The organism is Phenylobacterium sp. (genome assembly GCF_004799515.1).
Lineage (GTDB): Bacteria > Pseudomonadota > Alphaproteobacteria > Caulobacterales > Caulobacteraceae > Phenylobacterium.
On the sequence record NZ_SSMX01000051.1, the window covers coordinates 1 to 20,614 of the forward strand.

A 20,614-nucleotide genomic window follows, 5' to 3' on the forward strand; every position below is an offset into this window, starting at 1 on the left:
AAGAACACCATCAACATCATGGTGGACCAGCTGAACGCCTTCGCCTCGGAAGTGACCCGTGTGGCGCGTGAAGTGGGCACCGAGGGCAAGCTGGGCGGCCAGGCGCAGGTGCCTGGCGTCGCCGGCACCTGGAAGGACCTCACCGACAACGTCAACATGATGGCCAACAACCTGACGGGTCAGGTGCGGAACATCGCCGACGTGGTGACCGCGGTGGCCATGGGCGACCTAAAGCGTAAGCTCACCCTGGACGCCAAGGGCGAGATCGCCGCGCTCGCCGACACCATCAACGGCATGATCGAGACGCTGGCCACCTTCGCCGACCAGGTCACCAACGTGGCCCGCGAGGTGGGCTCGGAAGGCAAACTCGGCGGCCAGGCCCGGGTGCCGGGCGCCGCTGGCCTGTGGCGCGACCTGACCGACAACGTCAACGAACTCGCCGCCAACCTGACCACCCAGGTGCGCGCCATCGCCGAGGTGTCCACCGCGGTGACCAAGGGTGACCTGACGCGCTCCATCACCGTCGAGGCCTCCGGCGAGGTGGAGGAGCTGAAGAACAACATCAACGAGATGATCCGCAACTTGCGCGATCAGACGCTGAAGAACACTGAGCAGGACTGGCTGAAGACCAACCTGGCCCGGTTCACCCGGATGCTGCAGGGCGAACGCGACCTGTCGACCGTGTCGAACCTGGTGCTGTCGGAGCTGGCGCCGCTGATCAACGCCCAGCACGCGGTCTTCTACGTCTCCGACCGCGACGACGAAGGCCAGATGGTCCTCAACCTGGCGGCCTCCTACGCCTTCAACAACAGGAAGCACCTGGCCAACCAGTTCCAGTTGCGTGAGGGCCTGATCGGCCAGTGCGCGTACGAAAAGTCGCGCATCCTGCTGACCAACGTCCCGAAGGACTACGTCCAGGTCTCCTCGGGCCTGGGCGAGGCGCCGCCGGCCAACATCATCGTCCTGCCGGCCCTGTTCGAGGGCGAGGTGAAAGCGGTGATCGAGCTCGCCACCTTCGGCGAGTTCAACGAGACCCAGCAGCAGTTCCTCGACCAGCTGATGGAATCCATCGGCATCGTGCTCTCGACCATCGCCGCCAACATGCGCACCGAGGGCCTGCTCAAGCAGTCGCAGTTGCTGACCTCCGAACTGCAGGCGCAGCAGGAGGAGTTGAAGAAGACCAACGATCGCCTGGAACAGCAGGCCGCGTCCCTGCGACAGTCGGAAGAGCTGCTCCGCACCAAGCAGGAGGAGCTGCAACAGACCAACGCCGAGCTGCAGGAAAAGGCCCATCTCCTGTCGGTCCAGAACCAGCAGGTGGAAGCCAAGAACCGCGAGGTCGAACAGGCCAAGATCGCGCTGGAGGACAAGGCCGAGCAGCTGGCGCTGACCTCGAAGTTCAAGTCCGAGTTCCTGGCCAACATGAGCCACGAGCTGCGCACGCCGCTCAACAGCCTGTTGATCCTGTCGAAGCTCCTGGCCGACAACACCCAGGGCAACCTGTCGGACAAGCAGGTCGAATTCGCCGCCAACATCCACGCCGCGGGCACCGACCTCCTGGGCCTGATCAACGACGTGCTGGACCTGGCGAAGATCGAGAGCGGCACCGTCACCCTGGACATCAGCGAGATGTCCTTCGCGAGCCTGCGCGATCAGGTTGACCGCACCTTCAGCCAGGTGGCCGCCGACAAGAAGCTCGACTTCCAGGTCGAGCTCGACCCGGCCCTGCCGCGCTCGATGTACACCGATGACAAGCGCCTGCAGCAGATCATCAAGAACCTGCTCTCCAACGCCTTCAAGTTCACCGAGGCCGGCCATGTGAAGCTGAAGGTCGCCCGCGCCCACGGGGGCTGGAACGCCGCCAACGACCACCTCAACACCGCCGGCCAGGTGCTGGCCTTCGAGGTCGAGGACAGCGGCATCGGCATCCCCGAGGAGAAGCAGCGGATCATCTTCGAGTCCTTCCAGCAGGCCGACGGCACCACCAGCCGCAAGTACGGCGGCACGGGCCTGGGCCTGTCGATCAGCCGCGAGATCACCCGCCTGCTGGGCGGCGAACTTCGCGTGACCTCGACGATCGGCAAGGGCTCGACCTTCACCCTCTACCTGCCGCTGAACTTCAGCCCGGCGCAGGCGCCGGCCTCCAGCCGTTCGCCTTCGACCTCGCTGGCGCCACGGCCGATGCTCATGCCGTCCTCCTTCTCCGAGGAGCCGGCAGAAGCCGTGGCCGACGACCGTGACCTGATCGGTTCGGAGGACAGCGTGGTGCTGATCGTCGAGGACGATCCGCGCTTCGCCTCGATCCTGCTGAGCCTGGTGCACGACTCCGGCTTCAAGGGCGTGGTGACTGGAGAGGGCGCAGCCGCGCCGTCGCTGGCCCGCCGCTTCGGGCCGGACGCCATCATGCTGGACATCGGCCTGCCGGACATGGACGGCCTGGCCCTGCTCGACCTCCTGAAGCGCACGCCGGAGACGCGGCACATCCCGGTGCACGTGATCTCCGCCGACGACCAGAAGGGCCTCGGCCTGTCCATGGGCGCCTTCGGCTTCACCCATAAGCCGGTGGAGCGGGAGGTGGTGGTCTCCACCCTGCAGGGCGTGAAGAGCTTCGTCGACAAGGCTGACCGGCGCATCGTGCTGGTGGGCGCCGAGGGCCCCGCCGCCGAGACCCTGCGCACCGCCTTCACCGAGGTGCAGGTGGCGGCCAGCCTCGAGGAGGTCCTGGCTCGGCCGGCGGGCGAGCGTCCGGAAGGCCTGATGATCGAGGCTTCGGCCCTGCCGGTCGCCCAGCTCGTCAACCAGCTGAAGGAGGCCGACGGCCGCTCGATCCCCGCGGTGGTCTACGTCCCCGAGGACCTGGAGCCTGAGGACGACAAGCGCCTGCGCCTGGCGGTGTTCGGCGGCCTCGTCCGCCTGGCCCGCACGCCCGACCAGCTGGTCGAGCAGGCGAGCCTGATACTGCACGAGCCGCTGGATCGCATGTCCCCCAGCGCCAAGGCCAAGCTCAACCAGAACAAGCACGAAGACGCCGTGCTCACAGGCCGCAAGATCGTCGTCATTGACGACGATATTCGCAACATCTTCTCCCTGGCCTCGGCGCTGGAGGAGTACGGCATCGAGCTCAGCTACGCCGAAAGCGGCCGCGCAGGGCTCGATGTGCTGGACGCCCAGCCAGAGGTCGACGTGGTGCTGGTGGACATCATGATGCCGGACATGGACGGCTACGAGACGATCCGCGAAATCCGCTCGCGCCCCGGCCTCACCGACCTGCCCATCGTCGCCGTCACCGCCAAGGCGATGAAGGGCGATCGGCAGAAGTGCATCCAGGCCGGCGCCTCGGACTATGTGTCGAAGCCCGTGGACATCGACCACTTGGTCTCGGTGTTGCGGGTCTCGATCCAGCGGGCCGACGCCATGCGCATGGCCTCGGACACGGTCGTCCTGATGCCGCAAGCGAGCTGACGTGGCCCGAACGCCCCACGCGACGGGCGAGCGACGATCCGGGCGGGCTGAGGCGCCCGATCTGGACACGCCGCTCAAGGCCCGCATCCTGATCGTCGACGACGACGAGCGGAACGCCTTCGCCGCGGTCCAGGCCCTGGCCGAGTTGGGCCATGAGCTGGTGGTGGCCCGCTCCGGCGAGGAGGCCCTGCGGCGGCTGCTCACCGAGGCGTTCGCGCTGATCCTGCTCGACCTGCACATGCCGGGCATGGACGGCTATGAGACAGCGGCCCTGATCCGCTCGCGCAAGCGCACCGCGTCCACGCCGATCGTCTTCCTGACCGCCATCTTCCGCGATGAGGCCCATGTCTTCCAGGCCTACGCCTCGGGCGCCGTCGACGTGGTCTTCAAGCCGGTGGACCCCTTCATTCTGAAGTCCAAGGTGACGGTGCTGACCGACCTCTACCTGAAGACCGAGGAGGTGAAGCGCCAGTCGGCCTACCAGCAGTGGCTGCTCGACGAGCACGCCCGGGTGAAGGCGGAAAAGGCCCAGACGGAAAAGGCCCTGCGCCAGACTGAGGCGCGGCAGGAGGCGATCCTGAAGTCGCTGCCTATCGTGGTCCACTCGCGCAGCATCACTCCGCCGTTCGCGCCACTCTTCGTCGCCGACGCCGTGGAGGGCATCACCGGCTTCCCCGCCAGCCGCTTTGTGGACGAGCCCGGGTTTGGCTCCAGCCGCATCCACCCCGACGACCTCGATATGGTCGTCGAGCGGGTCTCCGCCGCCGCCCATACCGGCCGCTATTCAGTGGAGTTCCGCTGGCTGTGCGCCGACGGCCGGTACAAGGTCCTGCAGGACCAGGGCGTCGCCGCCCCCAGCGCCGACGGCGAGACGCGGGAGATCTTCGGGGTCATCCTCGACGCCACCGACCGGCGCAGCCTCGAGGAACAACTCGCCCAGGCGCGCAAGATGGAGGCTGTGGGCCAGCTCACCGGCGGCGTCGCCCACGACTTCAACAACCTGCTTACAGTCGTGCTCGGCAATATCGACATCATGGCCCGCAAGTCAGAGGACGACGACCGCCGGGCCCGGCGCATCGACGCCGTGCGCCAGGCCGCCGAACGCGGACGCGACCTCACCAAGCAGCTCTTGGCCTTCTCGCGCCGCCAGCACCTCAGCCCGGTGACCATCGACGTCAACGCCCTGATCGAGGCGTTCACGCCGCTTGTCCGCCAGGCGGTGGGGGAGGCGGTGACCGTCGACCTGCAGCTGTCCGACGAGGCGATCTGCGCCCATGTGGACCCGACCCAGCTGGAGACCGCCTTGCTCAACCTGGCGGTCAACGCCCGCGACGCCATGCCGGACGGCGGTTTGCTGACCGTGGCGACCTCGCGCGACCGCGACCATGTGCTGATCGAGGTGCGCGACAGCGGCGTCGGCATGTCGCCCGAGGTCTGCGAACGGGTGTTCGAGCCCTTCTTCACCACCAAGGAGGTGGGCAAGGGGTCCGGCCTCGGGTTGAGCCAGGTCTATGGCTTCGTGCGCCAGTCGGAGGGCGAAGTCAGGCTGGTCTCGTCGCCGGGGCAGGGCACCACCTTCGGCCTGCGTCTGCCGGCCTCCGCCGAGCCGGTTGAGCGGGCCGAACCCGAGGCCGAGCCGGCGCTGGTGGAAGGCGGCCACGAACGCATTCTGCTGGTCGAGGACGATGCGACGGTGCTGACGCTTACCCTCGATATGCTGACCGGCCTGGGCTACGCGGTGACCACCGCCACCAACGCGGCCGAGGCGCTCGCGGTGCTGCAGTCCGGGGCCGAGATCGACGTGCTGTTCAGCGACGTGGTCATGCCAGGCGGTGTGAGCGGCGTCAGCCTGGCGCGCACGGCCCGCGACCTGAGGCCCGGCCTGCGGGTGCTGCTGACCTCCGGCTTCGTGGGCGAGGGCGCGGTGCTGGAAACCGCCGAGTTCCCCCTGCTGGACAAGCCCTACGAAGGCCGGCTGCTGGCGGCCAAGCTGCGCAAGCTGCTCGACGGCCCGGCCACGCGCCGGCGGCGTGGGCGAGGTTCCCGCTCCCGCGAGGCCGCCGCCGCCGAATAGCCGAGCTCGGTCAGCCCGATTGCGCCCGCGCGAGGCAGCGCAGGGCGCAGGCCAGCTTCAGCGCCCGGGCACGGTCCATCGTCGCGTCGCGAGTCCCGCGGGCCAGGGCGTCGGCCATGGCTTCCAGCTCGCCCGCCCCGCCTTCCGGGGCGAAAGCCTCGGCCAGCATGGCGGCCTCAGTGATCAGCTCGGCCTTGAGGTCGGATCCGCACGCCGACAGCAGGGCCTCGTCGAAATGCACGACCTTGGCGTCGCCCGCGCGAGGTGTTGGGCGATTTTGCATGCCCGCCGAACGGGCCGCGGCTTCAGCGGTTCCCCAAGGCGAAGGCCGTGACGCGCACATCGTAACTGACCCTGCCGTCCGGGGGGATCAGCGCCATGCCAGTGTCGCGCCCGCCCCATTCCGGCCCGAAGGGATCGGCCAGGTTGAACTGCGGCTCGATCACCACGACGCCCCTGTCCGGCGGGGCGTAGACCTGCAGGGCGCGCACCTGCGAGCTCGGCGAGGCGACGCGCAAGCCCAGGCCCGAGGCCGGATCGCGCACCTCGGCCACGGTCCCGCCGTCGCCCCGTGCAAGGTCGTTGAAGCAGTCGTCGAGGTAGAGGTCGCCCAGCGCCCGGCCGCCCGGGGCGGAGAAGTCGTACGCGCCGCCGGCCACGGCCTCCACCGCTCCGGTCGGCAGCACCTCGTCATAGTTGTTCACCAGGGCGCGCGCGTGCCCGGCGGTCCACAGCCGCGCCTGACGCCGATCGCCGCTCGGCAAGGCGAAATAGGGGTGCCAGCCCAGACCCATGGGCAGGGCCTCGTCGCCGACGTTCTCGGCCGTGACGCCGAGTGACAGGCCGCCGCCCTCCAGCCGCCAGTCGAAGGTCAGCACCGCGCGCCCCGGCCAGCGGCCGCCGAAGTCGCCGGCGTCCAGTCGCCCGCTCACCCGGTTCGGCGCGCCTTGTGTCCAGGCGACCTGGGCATCGAGGATCAGGCCGTGCATGGCGTACTGCTCGGCGCCCGGGGCTTGGCCGCCCCAGTTGCGCGGCAGGCGCACCGTGCGGCCGGCGACGGTAGTCTCGATCTCCCGGCTGCCGGCGAGCGCCCGTCCGCGGATGCGGTTGGCATAGGGCGCCAGGATCGCGCCGCCGAAGCTGAAGGAGTTGTCGCCCGCGAAGTCCTCGGGGCCGCCGTCCAGCTTCCGGGCTGCGGCGTCCGGATCGGGCGAGGCGAGGGCGTCCACCGCTTCGCCGGACGGCAGGCGCAGCCTGGCCTGCAGCAGCATCATGCCGCGCCCGGGCAGCACCATGGCCTCGAGGAAGGCCGGACCGTCCGCCGGCGCATCCATCGCATGGAGCCGCACCAGGGGCAGGCCGCCGATCTGCAGGTCGCCGGCCACCGGACCCTAGTCGCGCGCGGTGGTAGCGCCGGAGGCCAGCTCGACGCTGCGCAGCTGGCGCGCGTCGGACCTCTGGCGCTCGGATGTGCGCTCGTCATGCTCGGACGGCGGCACCACCGGCACCACCAGGCAGACGCTCTGGGTCGGCAATACCGCCTGCCAGTCGCTGATCAGCTGCTTGTAGGACTTTCCCACCGGGCGGATCTGGCGGTTCAGGTCGTAGAGCCCCACGGGGTGGACACGCATGTTGGGCTCGCGCAGGGCGGTGTCCCAGTCCATCTGGTCGGTCAGCGAATACCAGGTGAAGCCCACGGTCGGCACGCCGTCGTTGCGCACCCGCAGCACGTTGGCCCATTCCTTCCAGAGCCAGTTCACCGCCTCATCGCCGTTCGGGCCTTCGGCGATATTGGTCTCAGTGTGCATCACCGGCAGCCGATAGCGCTGGTAGTACTGCCGGGTGATCTCGCAGTAGCCGAAGATCTCGCCCGAGGCCCGCGTCGCGCCATCGGCCGACACCCTGTGCTCGTTGGTCCAGTAGTAGTCGTTGCCCAGGATGCAGTGGTGAGCCAGCGAGTTGCCCAGGAAGAAGTGGTACTCGTCATAGGTCATGCCGTTGTCGAACAAATACTCGTACATCGTCGAGTCCACGCGGTGGCCGTAGTTGAGGTCCAGCGACAGGAAGCGCTTGGAGTTCTCGATCTCCGCCGGGGCGATCGCCGCGGGGTTCTCGGCGTGGAAGTATTCCGAGGACTCGCTCTGGATGAAGATGGCGTCCGGCCGGACCTTCAGGATCTCCTGCATGGCCCGCACATTGGCGCGCACGATGTGCTTCAGGGCGGTGACGAAGGTGCGGTCCGTCGTGCCCTGCTCGTTCCACCAGCCGTACTTGGCGGAGAACTGGGCGCAGATGAACATCTCATTGACCGGCGTATAGACCTGCACCCACGGGAAGCGCCGGGCGAAGGCGGCGGCGTAGCGGGCGAAGATCTCGCAGAAGTCCGGGTTCTGGAAATCGCCGATGAAGTCCGGCACGCCGAAGTGGCACAGGTCGACGATCGGCACGATGTCGCGCCGCCGCAGCTCCGCGAAGGTGAGGTCGGCGAACTCCCAGTCGAATTTGTCGGCGGCGACCAGGGTCGTATAGAGCGGCGGCCCATAGCGCAGGAAATGGATGCCCATCTCCTGCACCAGGTCGAAATCCTGGCGCCAGTGCAGGTAGTGGCCGCAGGATTCCATCTGATCGACCCGCAGGGTCCCGTTGCGGATCTTCGGGATCGAGTTCTCGATCCCAGTGGCGAACATGAAGGCGGAGATGGCGGGTCCTCCCCGGGAGCGCGCACACAAAAGGGACGGGCGCGCGCCATGCCCCCGGCTAGTACAACACCGGGCGGAGGTTCGGGTTCACGGAAAAATGGCGCGCGAGCGCCGGCAGGCCTATTCGGCGGCTTGCGACAGCGCCACGGCCTCGATCTTGCGGCAGCGCGACAGCAGCGCCAGGTGGTCCGCGCCATTGGCGACGTTGCGCACCCAGGCTTTGTCGCCGTGCACGGCGAGCACCTCGAAATGCGGATAAAGGTTCGGGCCGGTGCGAACCATGTCGCCCGGGACGATCTCCTCGTCGTAGCCGCGATCGTGATCGATCGCGAAAACGTCCGAATAGCTGGACAACGACATCTCCTGGGACCCCTCCCGATTCACGTCGAATAGGATAGTAGGACCTGGACTCTGAACGGAACCGCAACGTGATCGTCAGGTTGTCGCAGGCCGACGACTTGTCGCACCGTCGCATCGTTCCACGATTCTGGGACTTGGACGGAGGACGTCGGATGGACGTGCGGTGCGTGGTGAAATCCGACGATCGTCTCGGGGAAGGGCCCTGCTGGTCCCCCGAAGAGGGCCGGCTCTACTGGTTCGATATCAAGGGCAAACGGCTGGCCTGGTACGAGCCGAAGACCGACAACCGCGGCGCCTTCAACCTGCCGATGCGCGCAAGCGCCGCGGCGCCCAGGACGCAAGGCGGCCTGGTCATGGCCACCGAAAAGGGCCTGGCGATCTGCTATCCGGACAAGGAGACCATCGAGCTGGTGCGGCCCTACGAGATGCCGCCGGGCTTCCGCACGAACGACGGCAAGATCGACCTGGAGGGCAACTTCTGGTGGTCGATCATGGACGACAACGGCGGCGCCCAGGTAGGCTCGGTGTTCCGCACCCGCCCCGACTTCGAGACCGAGCGGATGCTGACCGGCATCCATATCCCCAACACCATCTCGGTCAGCCATGACGGCAAGACCCTCTACATGGCCGACTCGCGCCTGCAGACCCTGTTCGCTCACGAGATGGCGGACCTCTCCAAGGCGGTGCTGTTCGCCCACACCATGGGCGCGCCGGCCTCGCCCGACGGCTCCGCGGTGGACGCCAAGGGCTACCTGTGGAACGCCCAGTGGGGCGGCTGGCGGGTGGTGCGCTACAATCTGAAGGGCGAGATCGACCTGATCGTGCCCATGCCGGTGCAGCAGCCGTCGAGCTGCGCCTTCGGCGGGGCCGATCTCAAGACCCTCTTCGTCACCAGCGCCTGGGACGAGCTGACGCTCGGCGTGCGCACTCAGCAGCCCCTGGCCGGCGGCCTGTTCGCCGTCGACACCGGCGTGAAAGGGCTGGCGCTGCCGCTGTTTGCAGGCTGAGGTGGATCGGCCCTGAACCTGCCTCTGTCTGGCGGGTTCTACGAGGGCGTCATCTGAAAAACGGAAGAGGGCGACCGCCGCATGGCCAACCGACCCCTGCGCAGCCAGAAGAGCTTCGGCAAGCACGACAAGGACGGCTTCATCCACCGCAGCTGGATCAAGGCGACCGGCCTGCCGGACCACGTCTTCGACGGCCGCCCGATCATCGGCATCGCCAACACCTGGTCCGAGCTGGTCACCTGCCAGGTCCACCTGCGCGAGCTCGCGGATTTCGTGAAGCGCGGCGTCTGGGAGGCGGGCGGCGTGCCCATCGAGTTCCCGGCCATGTCGCTGCCGGAAACCCAGATGCGGCCCACGGCCATGCTGTTCCGCAACCTGCTGGCCATGGAGGTCGAGGAATCGATCCGCGCCAATCCCATCGACGGGGTGGTGCTGATGGGCGGCTGCGACAAGACCACGCCGGGCCTCCTGATGGGCGCCGCCAGCGTCGACCTGCCGGCGATCTTCGTCTCCTCGGGTTCGATGCTGAACGGCAAGTTCGAGGGCCGCGACATCGGCTCGGGCACCGACGTCTGGCGCTTCTCGGAAGCCGTGCGCGCCGGCGAGATGAGCCTGGACGAGTTCCTCTCCGCCGAGACCGCCATGAGCCGCTCGGCCGGGGTCTGCAACACCATGGGCACGGCTTCGACCATGGCCAGCCTGACTGAGGCGCTCGGCATCGCACTCCCCAACAACGCCGCCCTGCCGGCCGTCGACAGCCGCCGCCGGGTGCTGGCCCACCTCACCGGCAACCGCATCGTCCAGTTGGTGAAGGACGACGTGAAGCCGTCCGACATCCTGACCCGCGAGGCCTTCGAGAACGCCATCCTGATGCACGCGGCCATCGGCGGCTCGACCAACGCGGTGATCCATCTCTTGGCGCTCGCCGGTCGCCTGGGCGTGCCGCTGACCCTGGAAGACTTCGACGAGATCGCCCGCGAGGCGCCGCTGCTCGTCAACCTGATGCCGTCGGGCAAGTACCTGATGGAGGACTTCTGCTACGCCGGCGGCGCGCCCGCCGTGGCCAAGGAGTTGGGCCCTCTCTACCGGCGCGGCGCCATCACTGTCAGCGGCAAGACCCAGGGCGAGATCGCCGACGCCGCCAAGGTCTGGAACCGCGATGTGATCGGCTCGCTGGAGGCGCCGATCGGGCCCTCGTCCGGCGTCTGGGTGCTGAAGGGCAACCTCTGCCCCGACGGCGCGATCCTGAAGCCCAGCGCCGCTTCGCCCAGCCTGCTGGCCCACCGCGGCAAGGCGGTGGTCTTCGAGACCATCGAGGACTACCACGCCCGCATCGACGACCCGGACCTGGAGGTCGACGAGACCTCGATCCTGGTGCTGAAGGGCTGCGGGCCGAAGGGCTATCCGGGCATGCCGGAGGTCGGCAACATGGGCCTGCCGCCGAAGCTGCTGGAAAAGGGCGTGACCGACATGGTCCGCATCTCCGACGCGCGGATGAGCGGCACGGCCTACGGCACGGTGATCCTGCACGTCGCGCCCGAGGCGGAGGCCGGCGGGCCGCTGGCGCTCGTCCGCACCGGCGACGAGATCGCCTTCGACGGGCCCAACCGCACCCTCGATCTCCTGGTCAGCGAGGTGGAGCTGGTGCAGCGCCGCCACGACTGGGAGGCCGCCCGCCAGCCGTCGAAGTACGACCGCGGCTGGTACAAGCTTTACATCGACACCGTGCTGCAGGCCGACACCGGCGCCGACCTCGGCTTCCTGGTCGGGAAATCCAGTTCCGAGGTCACCCGGGAGTCCCACTGATGCCGCAAGCGGCCTACGCCACCTATCCGAGCCTGAACGGGCGCACGGTGTTCATCACCGGCGGCGCCTCGGGGATCGGCGCCACCTTCGTCGACACCTTCCACGCCCAGGGCTGCAAGGTGGCCTTCGTCGATCTGGACGAGGCCGCCGGCCAGGCGCTGGCCGCCAAGCTGGGGGCGGCGACCGCCTGGTTCCGGCGCTGTGACGTCACCGACGCGGACGCCCTGCAGGCTGCGATCAAGGACGCCGCCGCGGCCCTCGGGCCGATCACCGTCCTGATCAACAACGTCGCCAACGACACCCGTCAGGTGGCCGCCGAGGTGACGCCGGAGGCCTGGCGCAAGGGCCTGGCGGTGAACCTCGACCCGACCTTCATCGCCTCGACCACGGTCTATCCGATCATGAAGGCGGCGGGCGGCGGGGCCATCGTCAACCTGTCCTCGATCAATTCCATCCTGACGCCCGGCGAACTGCCGACCTATTCGGCCGCCAAGGGCGCGATCGATTCCCTGTCCAAGAGCCTGGCGCGGGCCTGGGGCGTCGACCACATCCGGGTCAATGCGCTGTCCCCCGGCTGGGTGATCACCCCGCGCCAGCTCGAGCTGTGGCTGACCCCGGAAGCCGAGGCCGACTGGGAGAAGCTGACGGCGCTGAAGGACCGGATCATGCCCGACGACATCGCCCGCGCCGCCCTGTTCCTGGCCGCCGACGACAGCCGCATGATGACCGGCCAGAACATGATCGTGGACGCCGGGCGCACCTGACATGGCCGACGCCGCCGTCCTGCTGGCCTGCGATTGGGGCACGACCAACCTGCGCGCCTGGACCCTGGACGGGCAGGGTGCTCCGGTGGCGCAGCAGGACTTCCCGCTGGGCGTTTCCAGGCTGGCGCCCGGCGAGGCGGCGCAGCGCTTCGAGGCGGAGGTGCGGCCGGCGCTCAACGCCCAAGGCCTGCCGGCCATCCTCTGCGGCATGGTGGGCTCGAACCTTGGCTGGCAAGTCGTTCCATACGCCGACTGCCCTGCCGGCATTGAGGACCTGGCCGGTAAGCTCACCTCGGTCGGCGACAACGCCCGCATCGTGCCCGGCCTGCGCTGCGAGGGCATCGCCGGCGCCCCAGATGTCATGCGCGGCGAGGAGACCCAGATCCTTGGCTGGCTGGCGCAGCATCCGGACCGCCGCGCAGGCCGCCATGTCCTTTGCCACCCCGGCACCCACGCCAAATGGGTGCTGATCCAGGACGGCCGTATCGTCCGCTTCGTCACCGCCATGACCGGCGAGCTGTTCGCGGTGATGAGCCAGCACAGCGTGCTCAGGACCGACGCCGCATCGGACGACGAGGCCGCTTTCGACGCCGGGCTAGTCGCCGCTGGCTCCGGCGACGCCCTGGCCGCAAGGCTCTTCACCACCCGCGCCCGGGTGGTCGGCGGCGACGCCGATCCGAAGGGCTCGGCGAGCTACCTGTCCGGCCTGTTGATCGGGGCCGAGGTCGCGGCCACGCCGCAGCTCCTCGGCGCGCGGCCGGAGCGGGTCGACCTGCTGGGCGACGCGGCGCTCTGCGAACGCTACCGCCGCGCGCTGACGCGCGCCGGGATCGCGGCGGAGACCTTCGACGGCGAGGCCGCCGCCATCGCCGGCCTGTTCGCGCTGGGAGCCAAGCCATGACCCTCGACGAAGCGCTCGCCGAATGCCCGGTGGTGGCGATCCTGCGTGGCGTGCGTCCGGACGAGGTGCTGGACCATGCCGAGGTCCTCTACGCCGCCGGCGTGCGCGGCATCGAGGTTCCGCTCAACTCGCCCGAGCCCATCGAGAGCATCCGCCGGCTGACCGAGGCCTGGGGCGGACGTCTGGTCGCCGGCGGCGGCACGGTGCTCAGCGCCGAGCGCGTCGAGGCGGTGGCCGAGGCCGGCGGGCGGATCATCGTAGCGCCCAACACCAACCCCGAGGTGATCGGCCGCGCCATCGCGCTTGGCCTCGATCCCGCGCCGGGCTTCGCCACCGCGACCGAGGCCTTCGCGGCCCTGGACGCGGGCGCGCGGCATCTGAAGCTGTTCCCCGCGGTGACCTATGGCCCTGGCCACCTGAAGCAGCTCAAGGCCGTCCTGCCGCCTCACGCGGTGATCTGGGGCGTCGGCGGCGTGGGGCCGGACAACATGGCGGACTGGTGGGCCGCTGGCGCGCGGGCCTTCGGCCTGGGCGGCGAGATCTACAGGGCCGGCCAGACGGTGGCCGAGACCGCCGAGAAGGCTGCCCGCGTGGTCGCCGCGGCCCGTGATCTCAAATGACCTGGGCGCTCACCTGACCCGCGCGAGGACTTCGTCCGGGGTCCGGTCGATCAGGGCTTCCGCTTCCGCCGCGAACTGCGCCTCGCGCATGGCCGCCGCATAGCGGGCGATGGCGCTGTCCAGGCTGGGCATCAGCTGGCCGCGCTCGGTGGCCAGCGGCGCATAGGCCGGCCGCGCCGCCGCCCAGCCGAAGCTGGCGGCCGGAACGCCTCGCACCAGGCCGGGGTCGAGGCCCATTTCCGCCGCGACCATCCGCGCGAAGTCGGCCCAGGACACCGCGCCGGTGTTGGCCAGGTGCCGCAGCCCGGTCTCGCCGTCGAGCAAGAGGTCCAGCACCGCGTCCACTAGGTCCGGCACATAGGTCGGCGAGACCACCAGGTCGTCCGCCGCCGGGAAGGCCTGGCCTGCCGCCAGTGTCCGGAGGACCCGGGCGGCGAAATTGTGCGGGTCGTAAGGCGAGAAGAACGCCGCCGTACGCACTATTAGCGCGTGGCCGCCCAGCGCCAGGATCTCCGCCTCCGCCCGCGCCTTGCTGGCGCCGTAGACACTGAGCGGGCAAGGCTTGTCGGCCTCCCCATAGGCGCGGCCCGCGCAGCCGTCGAACACCTGGTCGCTGGAGAAGCCCACCACCGGCAGGCCGCGCTCAGCGCAGGCCCGCGCCAGCCGCACAGCGCCGTCGGTGTTGGCGGCCAGGCAGGCCGGGGCCTCAGCCTCCGCCGCGTCCACCCGCACCCAGCCGGCGGCGTTGATGACGCCCCAGGGCTGGATCGTATCGAGAGCTTGGCGAACGGACGCCTCGCTCTCCAGGTCCAGCTCGCGGCGGGCCGTGAGCCGATAGTCGATCCCGCGCCACTCACAGGCCCGCGCCAGCGCCTTGCCCAGCGTCCCGCTGGCGCCGCAGATCAGGAGCGGCCGCTCGGGCGAGGGCGGCGTGCGCCAGGCCGCGCGCGGCTCGGGCGTCTCCACGGTGCGGAACACCGGGCGGAACTGCAGGCGGATATCGCGCCGCCACCAGCCCGGGCCGAGCGTCCCGTCGTGCGCCGCGCCGCCTGTCGCCAGCCGCTTCAGCTCCGTAGCCAGCGCAGTAGGCCGCGGCGGCTCGCAGCGTACGTCGAAAGCGCCCACCTCATAGTGCCCGTGCTGCCGCGTCAGCAGGCTGTTCCAGTCGTGGGTCCCCAAGAGGGCCCAGGCGGTGACCGCCTGCACCTCCGCGCCGCGTCCGCGCAAGCGCTCGGCGGTCTCCCAGGCCTCGCGGATCCAGCGCACCTGCTCCTCGCGGGTGCAGCCGTTGTGGCTCTCGGTCACTGCCAGCGGGCGGCCATAACGCGCCCAGGCCTCGTCCAGCGCGCCTTCCAGGCCGCCGGGCGCCGGCAGCACCGTGCGCATGGCCTCCACGTCGGCGAAGGCCATGAAGGCGTTGCCGCCGATCCGATCGGGCGGATAGTCGCCGGTCCGGTGGTCCAGGAAACGGTCGCTGGTCAGGTAGTGGTTCACGCCCAGCAGGTCGGGCGGGCAGGGATCGTCGGCGATGGCCTTCAGCCGCTCGCCAAGGCCGAAGCCGTCCAGGCGCCGCCATAGCGGATGACCAGGTTTCACGCGGCCCTCCAGCAGGTCCCAGGTCATCCAGCGCCGCGCGTTGTCGAAGTCCGCCTGGTGCGCCACCGCGCGGGTGGAATAGGTGCGGCCCAGGTCCTCGGTCTGGATCAGCCGGGCGTCCGACCGCACCGCCCGGATCGCCCGCATCGCCAGGCGGACGCCGTCGATCTGGTTGACCAGCGCCGTCCAGAACGCCCGCTCGTCCGCCGCGTGCGGATGCCAATGGCCGTAGAGGGCCGAGAACCGCGCCGTCGTCAGCGGCTCGTTGACCGGGGTCCAGTCGCCGATCCAGTCGTAGCGCTCCGCGGCAGCACCGGCATAGGCGGCGAAGGCCGGGGCGAAGCCCTCGTCCAGCAGGTGGGTCGAGCGCGGCCCGGAGCCGTGGTGCAGCAGGCCCGCTATGGGCTTGAGGCCCAGCTCGCGGATCCGCCCGAACCGCGCGTCGGTCCAGGTCCAATCGCAGTCGCCGCACCCCTCAGGGTCGGCGCGCTCCCAGAGCAGCGGATAGCGCAGCGCGGCGAGGCCCAGTGCGGCGAAGCGGTCGAGGTCGGAGATGCGGTCCTGGTGGCCGCTGCGGCGGGTCTGGTCGAAATAATGCTCGCCGACCCGGTTCACGGTGCATTCGTGACCGCCCCAAAGCTGTAGCGGCTGCATGGACCCTGGCTTTCCCGTCACTGCGACGAGATAAGCTGGCGCGATCCGGATTCGTTCCGGCGAAGCTAGACTTTAACGGGACCATAGCGGCGGGCAGGAGACGATGGACACCATGGATCGGGGATCGAAGCCGGCCGTGCTGGTGACGGGCGGCGCCGGCTATATCGGCGCTCACACCGCCAAGGCCCTGGACGAGCAGGGCTTCCTGCCGGTGGTCTACGACAACCTGTCCTCCGGCTTCCGCGAAGCGGTGCGCTGGGGCCCCTTCATCCACGGCGACCTGCGCGACCGCGCCGCACTGGGCGAGGCCATCGCCGCCTATGACGTCAGCGCGGTGATCCATTTCGCGGGCCTGATCGAGGTCGGCCGCTCGACGAAGAAGCCGGACCTGTTCTGGGACATCAACGTGGCCGGCACCACCAACCTGCTCACCGTCATGCGCGAGCGCGGCGTTGGGCGGCTGGTGTTCTCCTCCAGCGCCGCGGTCTACGGCCAGGGCGGGCGGAGCACCCAGGAGTCCATTACCGAAAGCGCCGAGAAGGCGCCGTCGAGCCCCTATGGCGACACCAAGCTCGCCGCCGAATGGATGATCGCCGCCCAGTGCCGCGCCTATGGGCTGACGGCTGTGGCGCTCCGCTACTTCAACGCCGCCGGGGCCGATCCCTCCGGCCTGATCGGCGAGGCGCACGAGCCGGAAACCCATCTCCTGCCGCTGGCCATCGCCGCGGCCCTGGGCGACGGGCCGGCGCTCACCGTCTTCGGCCAGGACTTCCAGACGCCGGACGGCACTTGCCTGCGCGACTACATTCACGTGACCGACCTTGCCGCCGCCCACGTCGCGGCCCTTCGGGTCGACCTGCCGCCCGGCGCCTTCGAGGCCGTGAACGTCGGCACGGGCGAGGGACAGTCGGTCTCCCAGGTGGTGGCCGCCGTGGGCCGCGCGGTGGGCGCGCCCGTCCCGCATAGCGTGGGGCCCCGCCGCGAGGGCGACCCGGCCAGCCTGGTGGCCGACCCGCGCCGCGCCCGCGAGCTCCTGGGTTGGCGCGCCAACCATTCGTCGCTGGAGGAGATTGTGGCCGACGCCCTGCGTTGGGAACGCAACCCCCGCTACGGTGCGGGATTACGTCAGGTAAGGCATTCGATCAGGTCAGAGGTTCCTGTCTAAGCAGTCGGGTTGTCGACATAGACTGAATAGCTGCTCGGCTAAACTCGGTCCCTCCCGTAATTACTTGTCGGGCCTAAACTTTCGGATCCGCAATACGGAACCATTCCGAACCTTCGGAGTTGGAGGTCACGGGCGTCGTGCGCCTATCCAACTCAAGCAGAAGGAATGCGCTCTTGAACACGCAATGGGTTCCGCGCGGCGAAACGACGGCGCCAACGCCTACCCATTTCGGGCCGAGCCCGCGTGATCGCCAGACGCTGATCTGCTTCTCGCATCTGCGCTGGGACTTCGTGTTCCAGCGGCCGCAGCACCTGATGACCCGTTTCGCCAAGGGCCGCCGGGTGGTCTTCTGGGAGGAGCCGGTGGCCGGCCCGCTGGAGACCGCGCCGCGGCTCGACAGCCGCACCGATCCAGGCAGCGGCGTGATCATCGTCACCCCGGTGCTGCCGGACGCCGCCAGCGGCGCCGAGCGCGACGCCATGCTGGGCCTTTTGCTGGACACCCTGCTGGCCGGTTACGGCGGCGACCTGATCCGCTGGTACTACACGCCGATGATGCTGCCGTTCTCGCGGCACCTGCGGGCGGTCTGCACGGTCTATGACTGCATGGACGAGTTGGCGAACTTCAAGTTCGCCCCGCCCGAGCTGACCATCCTCGAGCGCGAGCTGATGGGCCTGGCCGACGTGGTCTTCACCGGTGGCTACAGCCTCTGGGAGGCCAAGCGCGACCGCCACCCGAACATCCATCCGTTCCCTTCCAGCGTCGACGTCCCGCACTTCGCCAAGGCGCGGACCAGCCGCCACGAACCGGAGGATCAGGCCGCGTTGGCCTGGCCCCGGCTGGGCTTCTACGGCGTGGTGGACGAGCGTATGGACCTGGCCCTCCTGGCCCACCTGGCCGACGCGCGGCCCGACTGGAGCCTGGTGATCGTAGGCCCGGTGGTGAAGATCGACCCCGCCAGCCTGCCGGTGCGGCCCAACCTGCATTACCTGGGCGGTAAGACCTACGAGCAGCTCCCCGCCTATCTGGGCGGCTGGGACGTGGCTCTTATGCCCTTCGCCATCAACGAGAGCACCCGCTTCATCAGCCCGACCAAGACGCCGGAATACCTGGCGGGCGGAAGGCCGGTGGTCTCGACGCCGATCGTCGACGTGGTGCGCCACTACGGCGAGTTGGAGGCGGTGAAGATCGCCGCGACGCCGCAGGCCTTCGTCGAGGCCTGCGACCAGGCGCTGGCGATGTCGCGCCTGCCGGGGCCGTGGCTGAAGGAGGTCGACGCGGCGCTCTCGGCGCTGTCCTGGGACGAGACCTTCGCGCGCATGAACCAGGAGATCGCCCGCGCCGTCGGCGCACACGACCGCGCCGCCGCCTCGACTCCCGTCGCCTCGGACCTGGCGATCATGCCGGCCGGGCCGGCCGTGCGGCCGGCCGGGCCGGCCGTGCGGCCGGCCTCGCGCAGCAAGCCCTTCGACTACCTGATCGTGGGCGCGGGCTTCGCGGGCTCGATCCTGGCCGAGCGCCTGACCAGCCAGCTCGGCAAGCGCGTGCTCCTGATCGACAAGCGCCCGCACATCGGCGGCAACGCCTACGACGAGAAGGACGCCGGCGGGGTGCTGATGCACCGCTACGGCCCGCACATCTTCCACACCAACTCGGCCGAGGTCTCCGGCTACCTGTCGCAGTTCACCCGATGGCGGCCTTATGAGCACCGCGTCCTGGCCTCGGTGAGGGGGCTGCTCGCGCCCATGCCGATCAACCGCACGACGCTCAACCTGCTCTATGGCGCGAACCTGACCACCGAGGCCGAGGCCGAGGCGTGGCTCGCCGCCCGCGCCGAGCCGGTGGAGAAGATCCGCACCTCCGAGGACGTGGTGATCTCCAAAGTCGGCCGGGAACTCTACGAAACCTTCTTCCGCGGCTACACCCGCAAGCAGTGGGGCATGGACCCGTCGGAGCTCGACAAGTCGGTCACCGCCCGCGTGCCCACCCGCACCAACGACGACGACCGCTACTTCACCGACAGCTTCCAGGCCATGCCGGCCGACGGCTACACGAAGATGTTCCAGAACATGCTCGACCAGCCGGGCGTCACCCTGGAGCTGGGCGTCGATTACGAGGACGTGCGCGCCGACACCGCCTTCGACCAGCTGATCTTCACCGGTCCGATCGATGAGTTCTTCGACCACCGCTACGGCAAGCTGCCCTACCGCAGCCTGGCCTTCCGGCACGTGACCATGGACCGCGAGTGGTACCAGCCGGTGGGCACGGTGAATTACCCGGACGAGGCCACGCCCTACACGCGGATCAGCGAGTACAAGCACCTCACCGGCCAGAGCGCGCCCAACACCACCATCACCTACGAATATCCTCGCGCCGACGGCGATCCCTACTATCCGGTGCCGCGTCCGGAAAATCAGGCGCTGTTCAAGCGCTACGAGGCCCTGGCGCAGGAGACCGCGAACGTCCATTTCGTGGGCCGCCTGGCCACCTACCGCTACTACAACATGGATCAGGTTGTGGGACAGGCGCTGGCCACGTTCCGGCGGATCGCCGAGCGGGAAGGGCGCGACACCTTGGCCGCCCAGACCGCCGGCCGGGCCATCGCGGCCAACTGAACGCCGATCACCTGCGACATATGGCCCCGCTTCGGCGGGGCCATTCCGTATGCGGCGCCTTGCTTTCGCCGCGCCAATGCTGAAGGTTCGCCTCGGGGAAATCGGGGGGAACGATGAGCCAGACCAACGCTGAGCGAGTCCGGACGCTGGCGCAGAATCTGGTAGAGATTCTAGCCTCTTACGAGGAGGAGCTAATGGCGCTTGAACGGGACGTCCCGGCCACGGGGCAGCTTCGGCGGGCGGTGGGAATCGCCCTGGCGGAGTCCTGCTACCTGATCACCGACCACGCCCTGACCCAGGCGGAATGGGGCCCGCCCGCGGAAGGGCCGGCGCGGCGGGGCGGCTAGTTCGCCCCTTTCTTGCACGCCGTCCGTACCTTGTAGCCTACGCCGTATCGTTTTGGAGTATCCATGGCCCGTAACCCTGACGCGCTCGCCGATCCCGTCGACATCGCCGTTGGCGCCCGCATCCGGCTGTTGCGCAAGGTCCGCGGCCTGTCCCAGCAGTCGCTGGCCGAGGCCGCTGGAGTCACCTTCCAGCAGATCCAGAAGTATGAGCGCGGCGCCAACCGTGTGAGCGCCTCGATGCTCTCGCGCATCGCCACGACGCTGGAGGCGCCGGTCGCGGAGATGTTCGGCGAGGCCAATCCCGCCACCAGCGGGGCGATCGACGAGGTCGCGGCCCTGCTTGCCGAGCCCGGCGCCCTGGAGCTGCTGCGGGCCTATTCCCTGCTGCCGCGCGGCGGTCCCCGCGCGGCTTTGGTCGACTTCGTCCGCAGCCTGAAGGCGGCCTAGGTGTCGTTTCCAAGAAGGTTGTTCACCCTGGCCCAGGGCGTGAGGCCGGCGATGCCGGCGTGGGGTCGGGTGAGGTTGTAAGCGTCGGTCCATGGCC

General features: G+C 69.3%; 16 protein-coding genes. 11 read left to right on the forward strand and 5 right to left on the reverse strand.

Annotation, left to right across the window (positions count from 1 at the left end; translation table 11 throughout):
• Together E8A49_RS19895 and E8A49_RS19900 are read left to right on the forward strand one after the other, a co-directional pair.
• Positions 1-3,462 (forward strand): response regulator (locus E8A49_RS19895; protein WP_293385767.1); only part of this gene is annotated, 3,462 nt, incomplete at its 5' end.
• Position 3,463: 1 nt separating this feature from the next.
• Positions 3,464-5,536, forward strand: coding sequence for a response regulator (locus E8A49_RS19900; protein WP_293385769.1), 2,073 nt, complete (start codon positions 3,464-3,466; stop codon positions 5,534-5,536).
• 10 nt (positions 5,537-5,546) lie between these two features.
• On the opposite strand, the gene E8A49_RS19905 is transcribed toward E8A49_RS19900, so the two are convergent.
• The 4 genes from E8A49_RS19905 to E8A49_RS19920 all read right to left on the reverse strand — a co-directional run bounded on the left by E8A49_RS19905 (position 5,547) and on the right by E8A49_RS19920 (position 8,589).
• Positions 5,547-5,819 (reverse strand): hypothetical protein, encoded by a 273-nt coding sequence (locus tag E8A49_RS19905; RefSeq protein ID WP_293385771.1) that lies wholly within the window; start codon positions 5,817-5,819, stop codon positions 5,547-5,549.
• 22 nt (positions 5,820-5,841) lie between these two features.
• Complete coding sequence (locus E8A49_RS19910; protein ID WP_293385773.1) at positions 5,842-6,921, reverse strand: aldose 1-epimerase; 1,080 nt, start codon at positions 6,919-6,921, stop codon at positions 5,842-5,844.
• Between the two features lie 6 nt (positions 6,922-6,927).
• On the reverse strand, positions 6,928-8,223 hold the full coding sequence (locus E8A49_RS19915; RefSeq protein ID WP_293385775.1) for a family 1 glycosylhydrolase: 1,296 nt from the start codon (positions 8,221-8,223) through the stop codon (positions 6,928-6,930).
• Positions 8,224-8,355: 132 nt separating this feature from the next.
• Positions 8,356-8,589, reverse strand: a complete 234-nt coding sequence (locus E8A49_RS19920) for a hypothetical protein (protein ID WP_293385777.1) — start codon at positions 8,587-8,589, stop codon at positions 8,356-8,358.
• A gap of 158 nt (positions 8,590-8,747) precedes the next feature.
• On the opposite strand from E8A49_RS19920, the gene E8A49_RS19925 reads away from it, so the two are divergent.
• From E8A49_RS19925 to E8A49_RS19945, 5 genes are all read left to right on the forward strand, one after another.
• Entirely contained in the window at positions 8,748-9,602 is an 855-nt protein-coding gene (locus tag E8A49_RS19925; protein ID WP_293385779.1) for an SMP-30/gluconolactonase/LRE family protein, read from the forward strand.
• An 81-nt stretch (positions 9,603-9,683) separates the two neighbouring features.
• Positions 9,684-11,408 (forward strand): IlvD/Edd family dehydratase, encoded by a 1,725-nt coding sequence (locus tag E8A49_RS19930; protein ID WP_293385781.1) that lies wholly within the window; start codon positions 9,684-9,686, stop codon positions 11,406-11,408.
• Positions 11,408-12,172, forward strand: coding sequence for an SDR family oxidoreductase (locus E8A49_RS19935; protein WP_293385783.1), 765 nt, complete (start codon positions 11,408-11,410; stop codon positions 12,170-12,172). The genes E8A49_RS19930 and E8A49_RS19935 overlap by 1 nt, the downstream gene beginning before the upstream one ends.
• A 1-nt stretch (position 12,173) precedes the next feature.
• Complete coding sequence (locus E8A49_RS19940) at positions 12,174-13,073, forward strand: 2-dehydro-3-deoxygalactonokinase (protein ID WP_293385785.1); 900 nt, start codon at positions 12,174-12,176, stop codon at positions 13,071-13,073.
• Entirely contained in the window at positions 13,070-13,693 is a 624-nt protein-coding gene (locus tag E8A49_RS19945; protein ID WP_293385787.1) for a 2-dehydro-3-deoxy-6-phosphogalactonate aldolase, read from the forward strand. Before E8A49_RS19940 ends, E8A49_RS19945 begins: the two co-directional genes overlap by 4 nt.
• Before the next feature lie 9 nt (positions 13,694-13,702).
• On the opposite strand, the gene E8A49_RS19950 is transcribed toward E8A49_RS19945, so the two are convergent.
• Positions 13,703-15,943: a sugar nucleotide-binding protein gene (locus E8A49_RS19950; protein ID WP_293385789.1), complete on the reverse strand. Its 2,241-nt coding sequence runs from the start codon at positions 15,941-15,943 to the stop codon at positions 13,703-13,705.
• A 112-nt stretch (positions 15,944-16,055) separates the two neighbouring features.
• On the opposite strand from E8A49_RS19950, the gene galE reads away from it, so the two are divergent.
• From galE to E8A49_RS19970, 4 genes are all read left to right on the forward strand, one after another.
• A complete protein-coding gene (gene galE / locus E8A49_RS19955; protein WP_293385791.1) occupies positions 16,056-17,108 on the forward strand; it encodes a UDP-glucose 4-epimerase GalE in 1,053 nt (350 codons plus the stop codon).
• 173 nt (positions 17,109-17,281) lie between these two features.
• Positions 17,282-19,723 carry a UDP-galactopyranose mutase gene (glf, locus tag E8A49_RS19960; RefSeq protein ID WP_293385793.1) on the forward strand — a complete coding sequence of 814 codons (2,442 nt, stop codon included), beginning with the start codon at positions 17,282-17,284 and terminating at the stop codon, positions 19,721-19,723.
• Between the two features lie 194 nt (positions 19,724-19,917).
• A complete protein-coding gene (locus E8A49_RS19965) occupies positions 19,918-20,070 on the forward strand; it encodes a hypothetical protein (protein ID WP_293385795.1) in 153 nt (50 codons plus the stop codon).
• 63 nt (positions 20,071-20,133) lie between these two features.
• Positions 20,134-20,517: a helix-turn-helix transcriptional regulator gene (locus tag E8A49_RS19970; protein ID WP_293385797.1), complete on the forward strand. Its 384-nt coding sequence runs from the start codon at positions 20,134-20,136 to the stop codon at positions 20,515-20,517.
• Positions 20,518-20,614: the final 97 nt, after the last annotated feature.

Excerpts from the sequence above, each read along its gene's own strand:
- E8A49_RS19905 (WP_293385771.1), bottom strand. The coding sequence starts at position 5,819 with ATGCAAAATCGCCCAACACCTCGCGCGGGCGACGCCAAGGTCGTGCAT.
- E8A49_RS19915 (WP_293385775.1), bottom strand. The coding sequence starts at position 8,223 with ATGTTCGCCACTGGGATCGAGAACTCGATCCCGAAGATCCGCAACGGG.
- E8A49_RS19925 (WP_293385779.1), top strand. The coding sequence starts at position 8,748 with ATGGACGTGCGGTGCGTGGTGAAATCCGACGATCGTCTCGGGGAAGGG.
- E8A49_RS19930 (WP_293385781.1), top strand. The coding sequence starts at position 9,684 with ATGGCCAACCGACCCCTGCGCAGCCAGAAGAGCTTCGGCAAGCACGAC.
- E8A49_RS19935 (WP_293385783.1), top strand. The coding sequence starts at position 11,408 with ATGCCGCAAGCGGCCTACGCCACCTATCCGAGCCTGAACGGGCGCACG.
- E8A49_RS19940 (WP_293385785.1), top strand. The coding sequence starts at position 12,174 with ATGGCCGACGCCGCCGTCCTGCTGGCCTGCGATTGGGGCACGACCAAC.
- E8A49_RS19945 (WP_293385787.1), top strand. The coding sequence starts at position 13,070 with ATGACCCTCGACGAAGCGCTCGCCGAATGCCCGGTGGTGGCGATCCTG.
- E8A49_RS19950 (WP_293385789.1), bottom strand. The coding sequence starts at position 15,943 with ATGCAGCCGCTACAGCTTTGGGGCGGTCACGAATGCACCGTGAACCGG.
- galE (WP_293385791.1), top strand. The coding sequence starts at position 16,056 with ATGGATCGGGGATCGAAGCCGGCCGTGCTGGTGACGGGCGGCGCCGGC.
- E8A49_RS19965 (WP_293385795.1), top strand. The coding sequence starts at position 19,918 with ATGGCGCTTGAACGGGACGTCCCGGCCACGGGGCAGCTTCGGCGGGCG.
- E8A49_RS19970 (WP_293385797.1), top strand. The coding sequence starts at position 20,134 with ATGGCCCGTAACCCTGACGCGCTCGCCGATCCCGTCGACATCGCCGTT.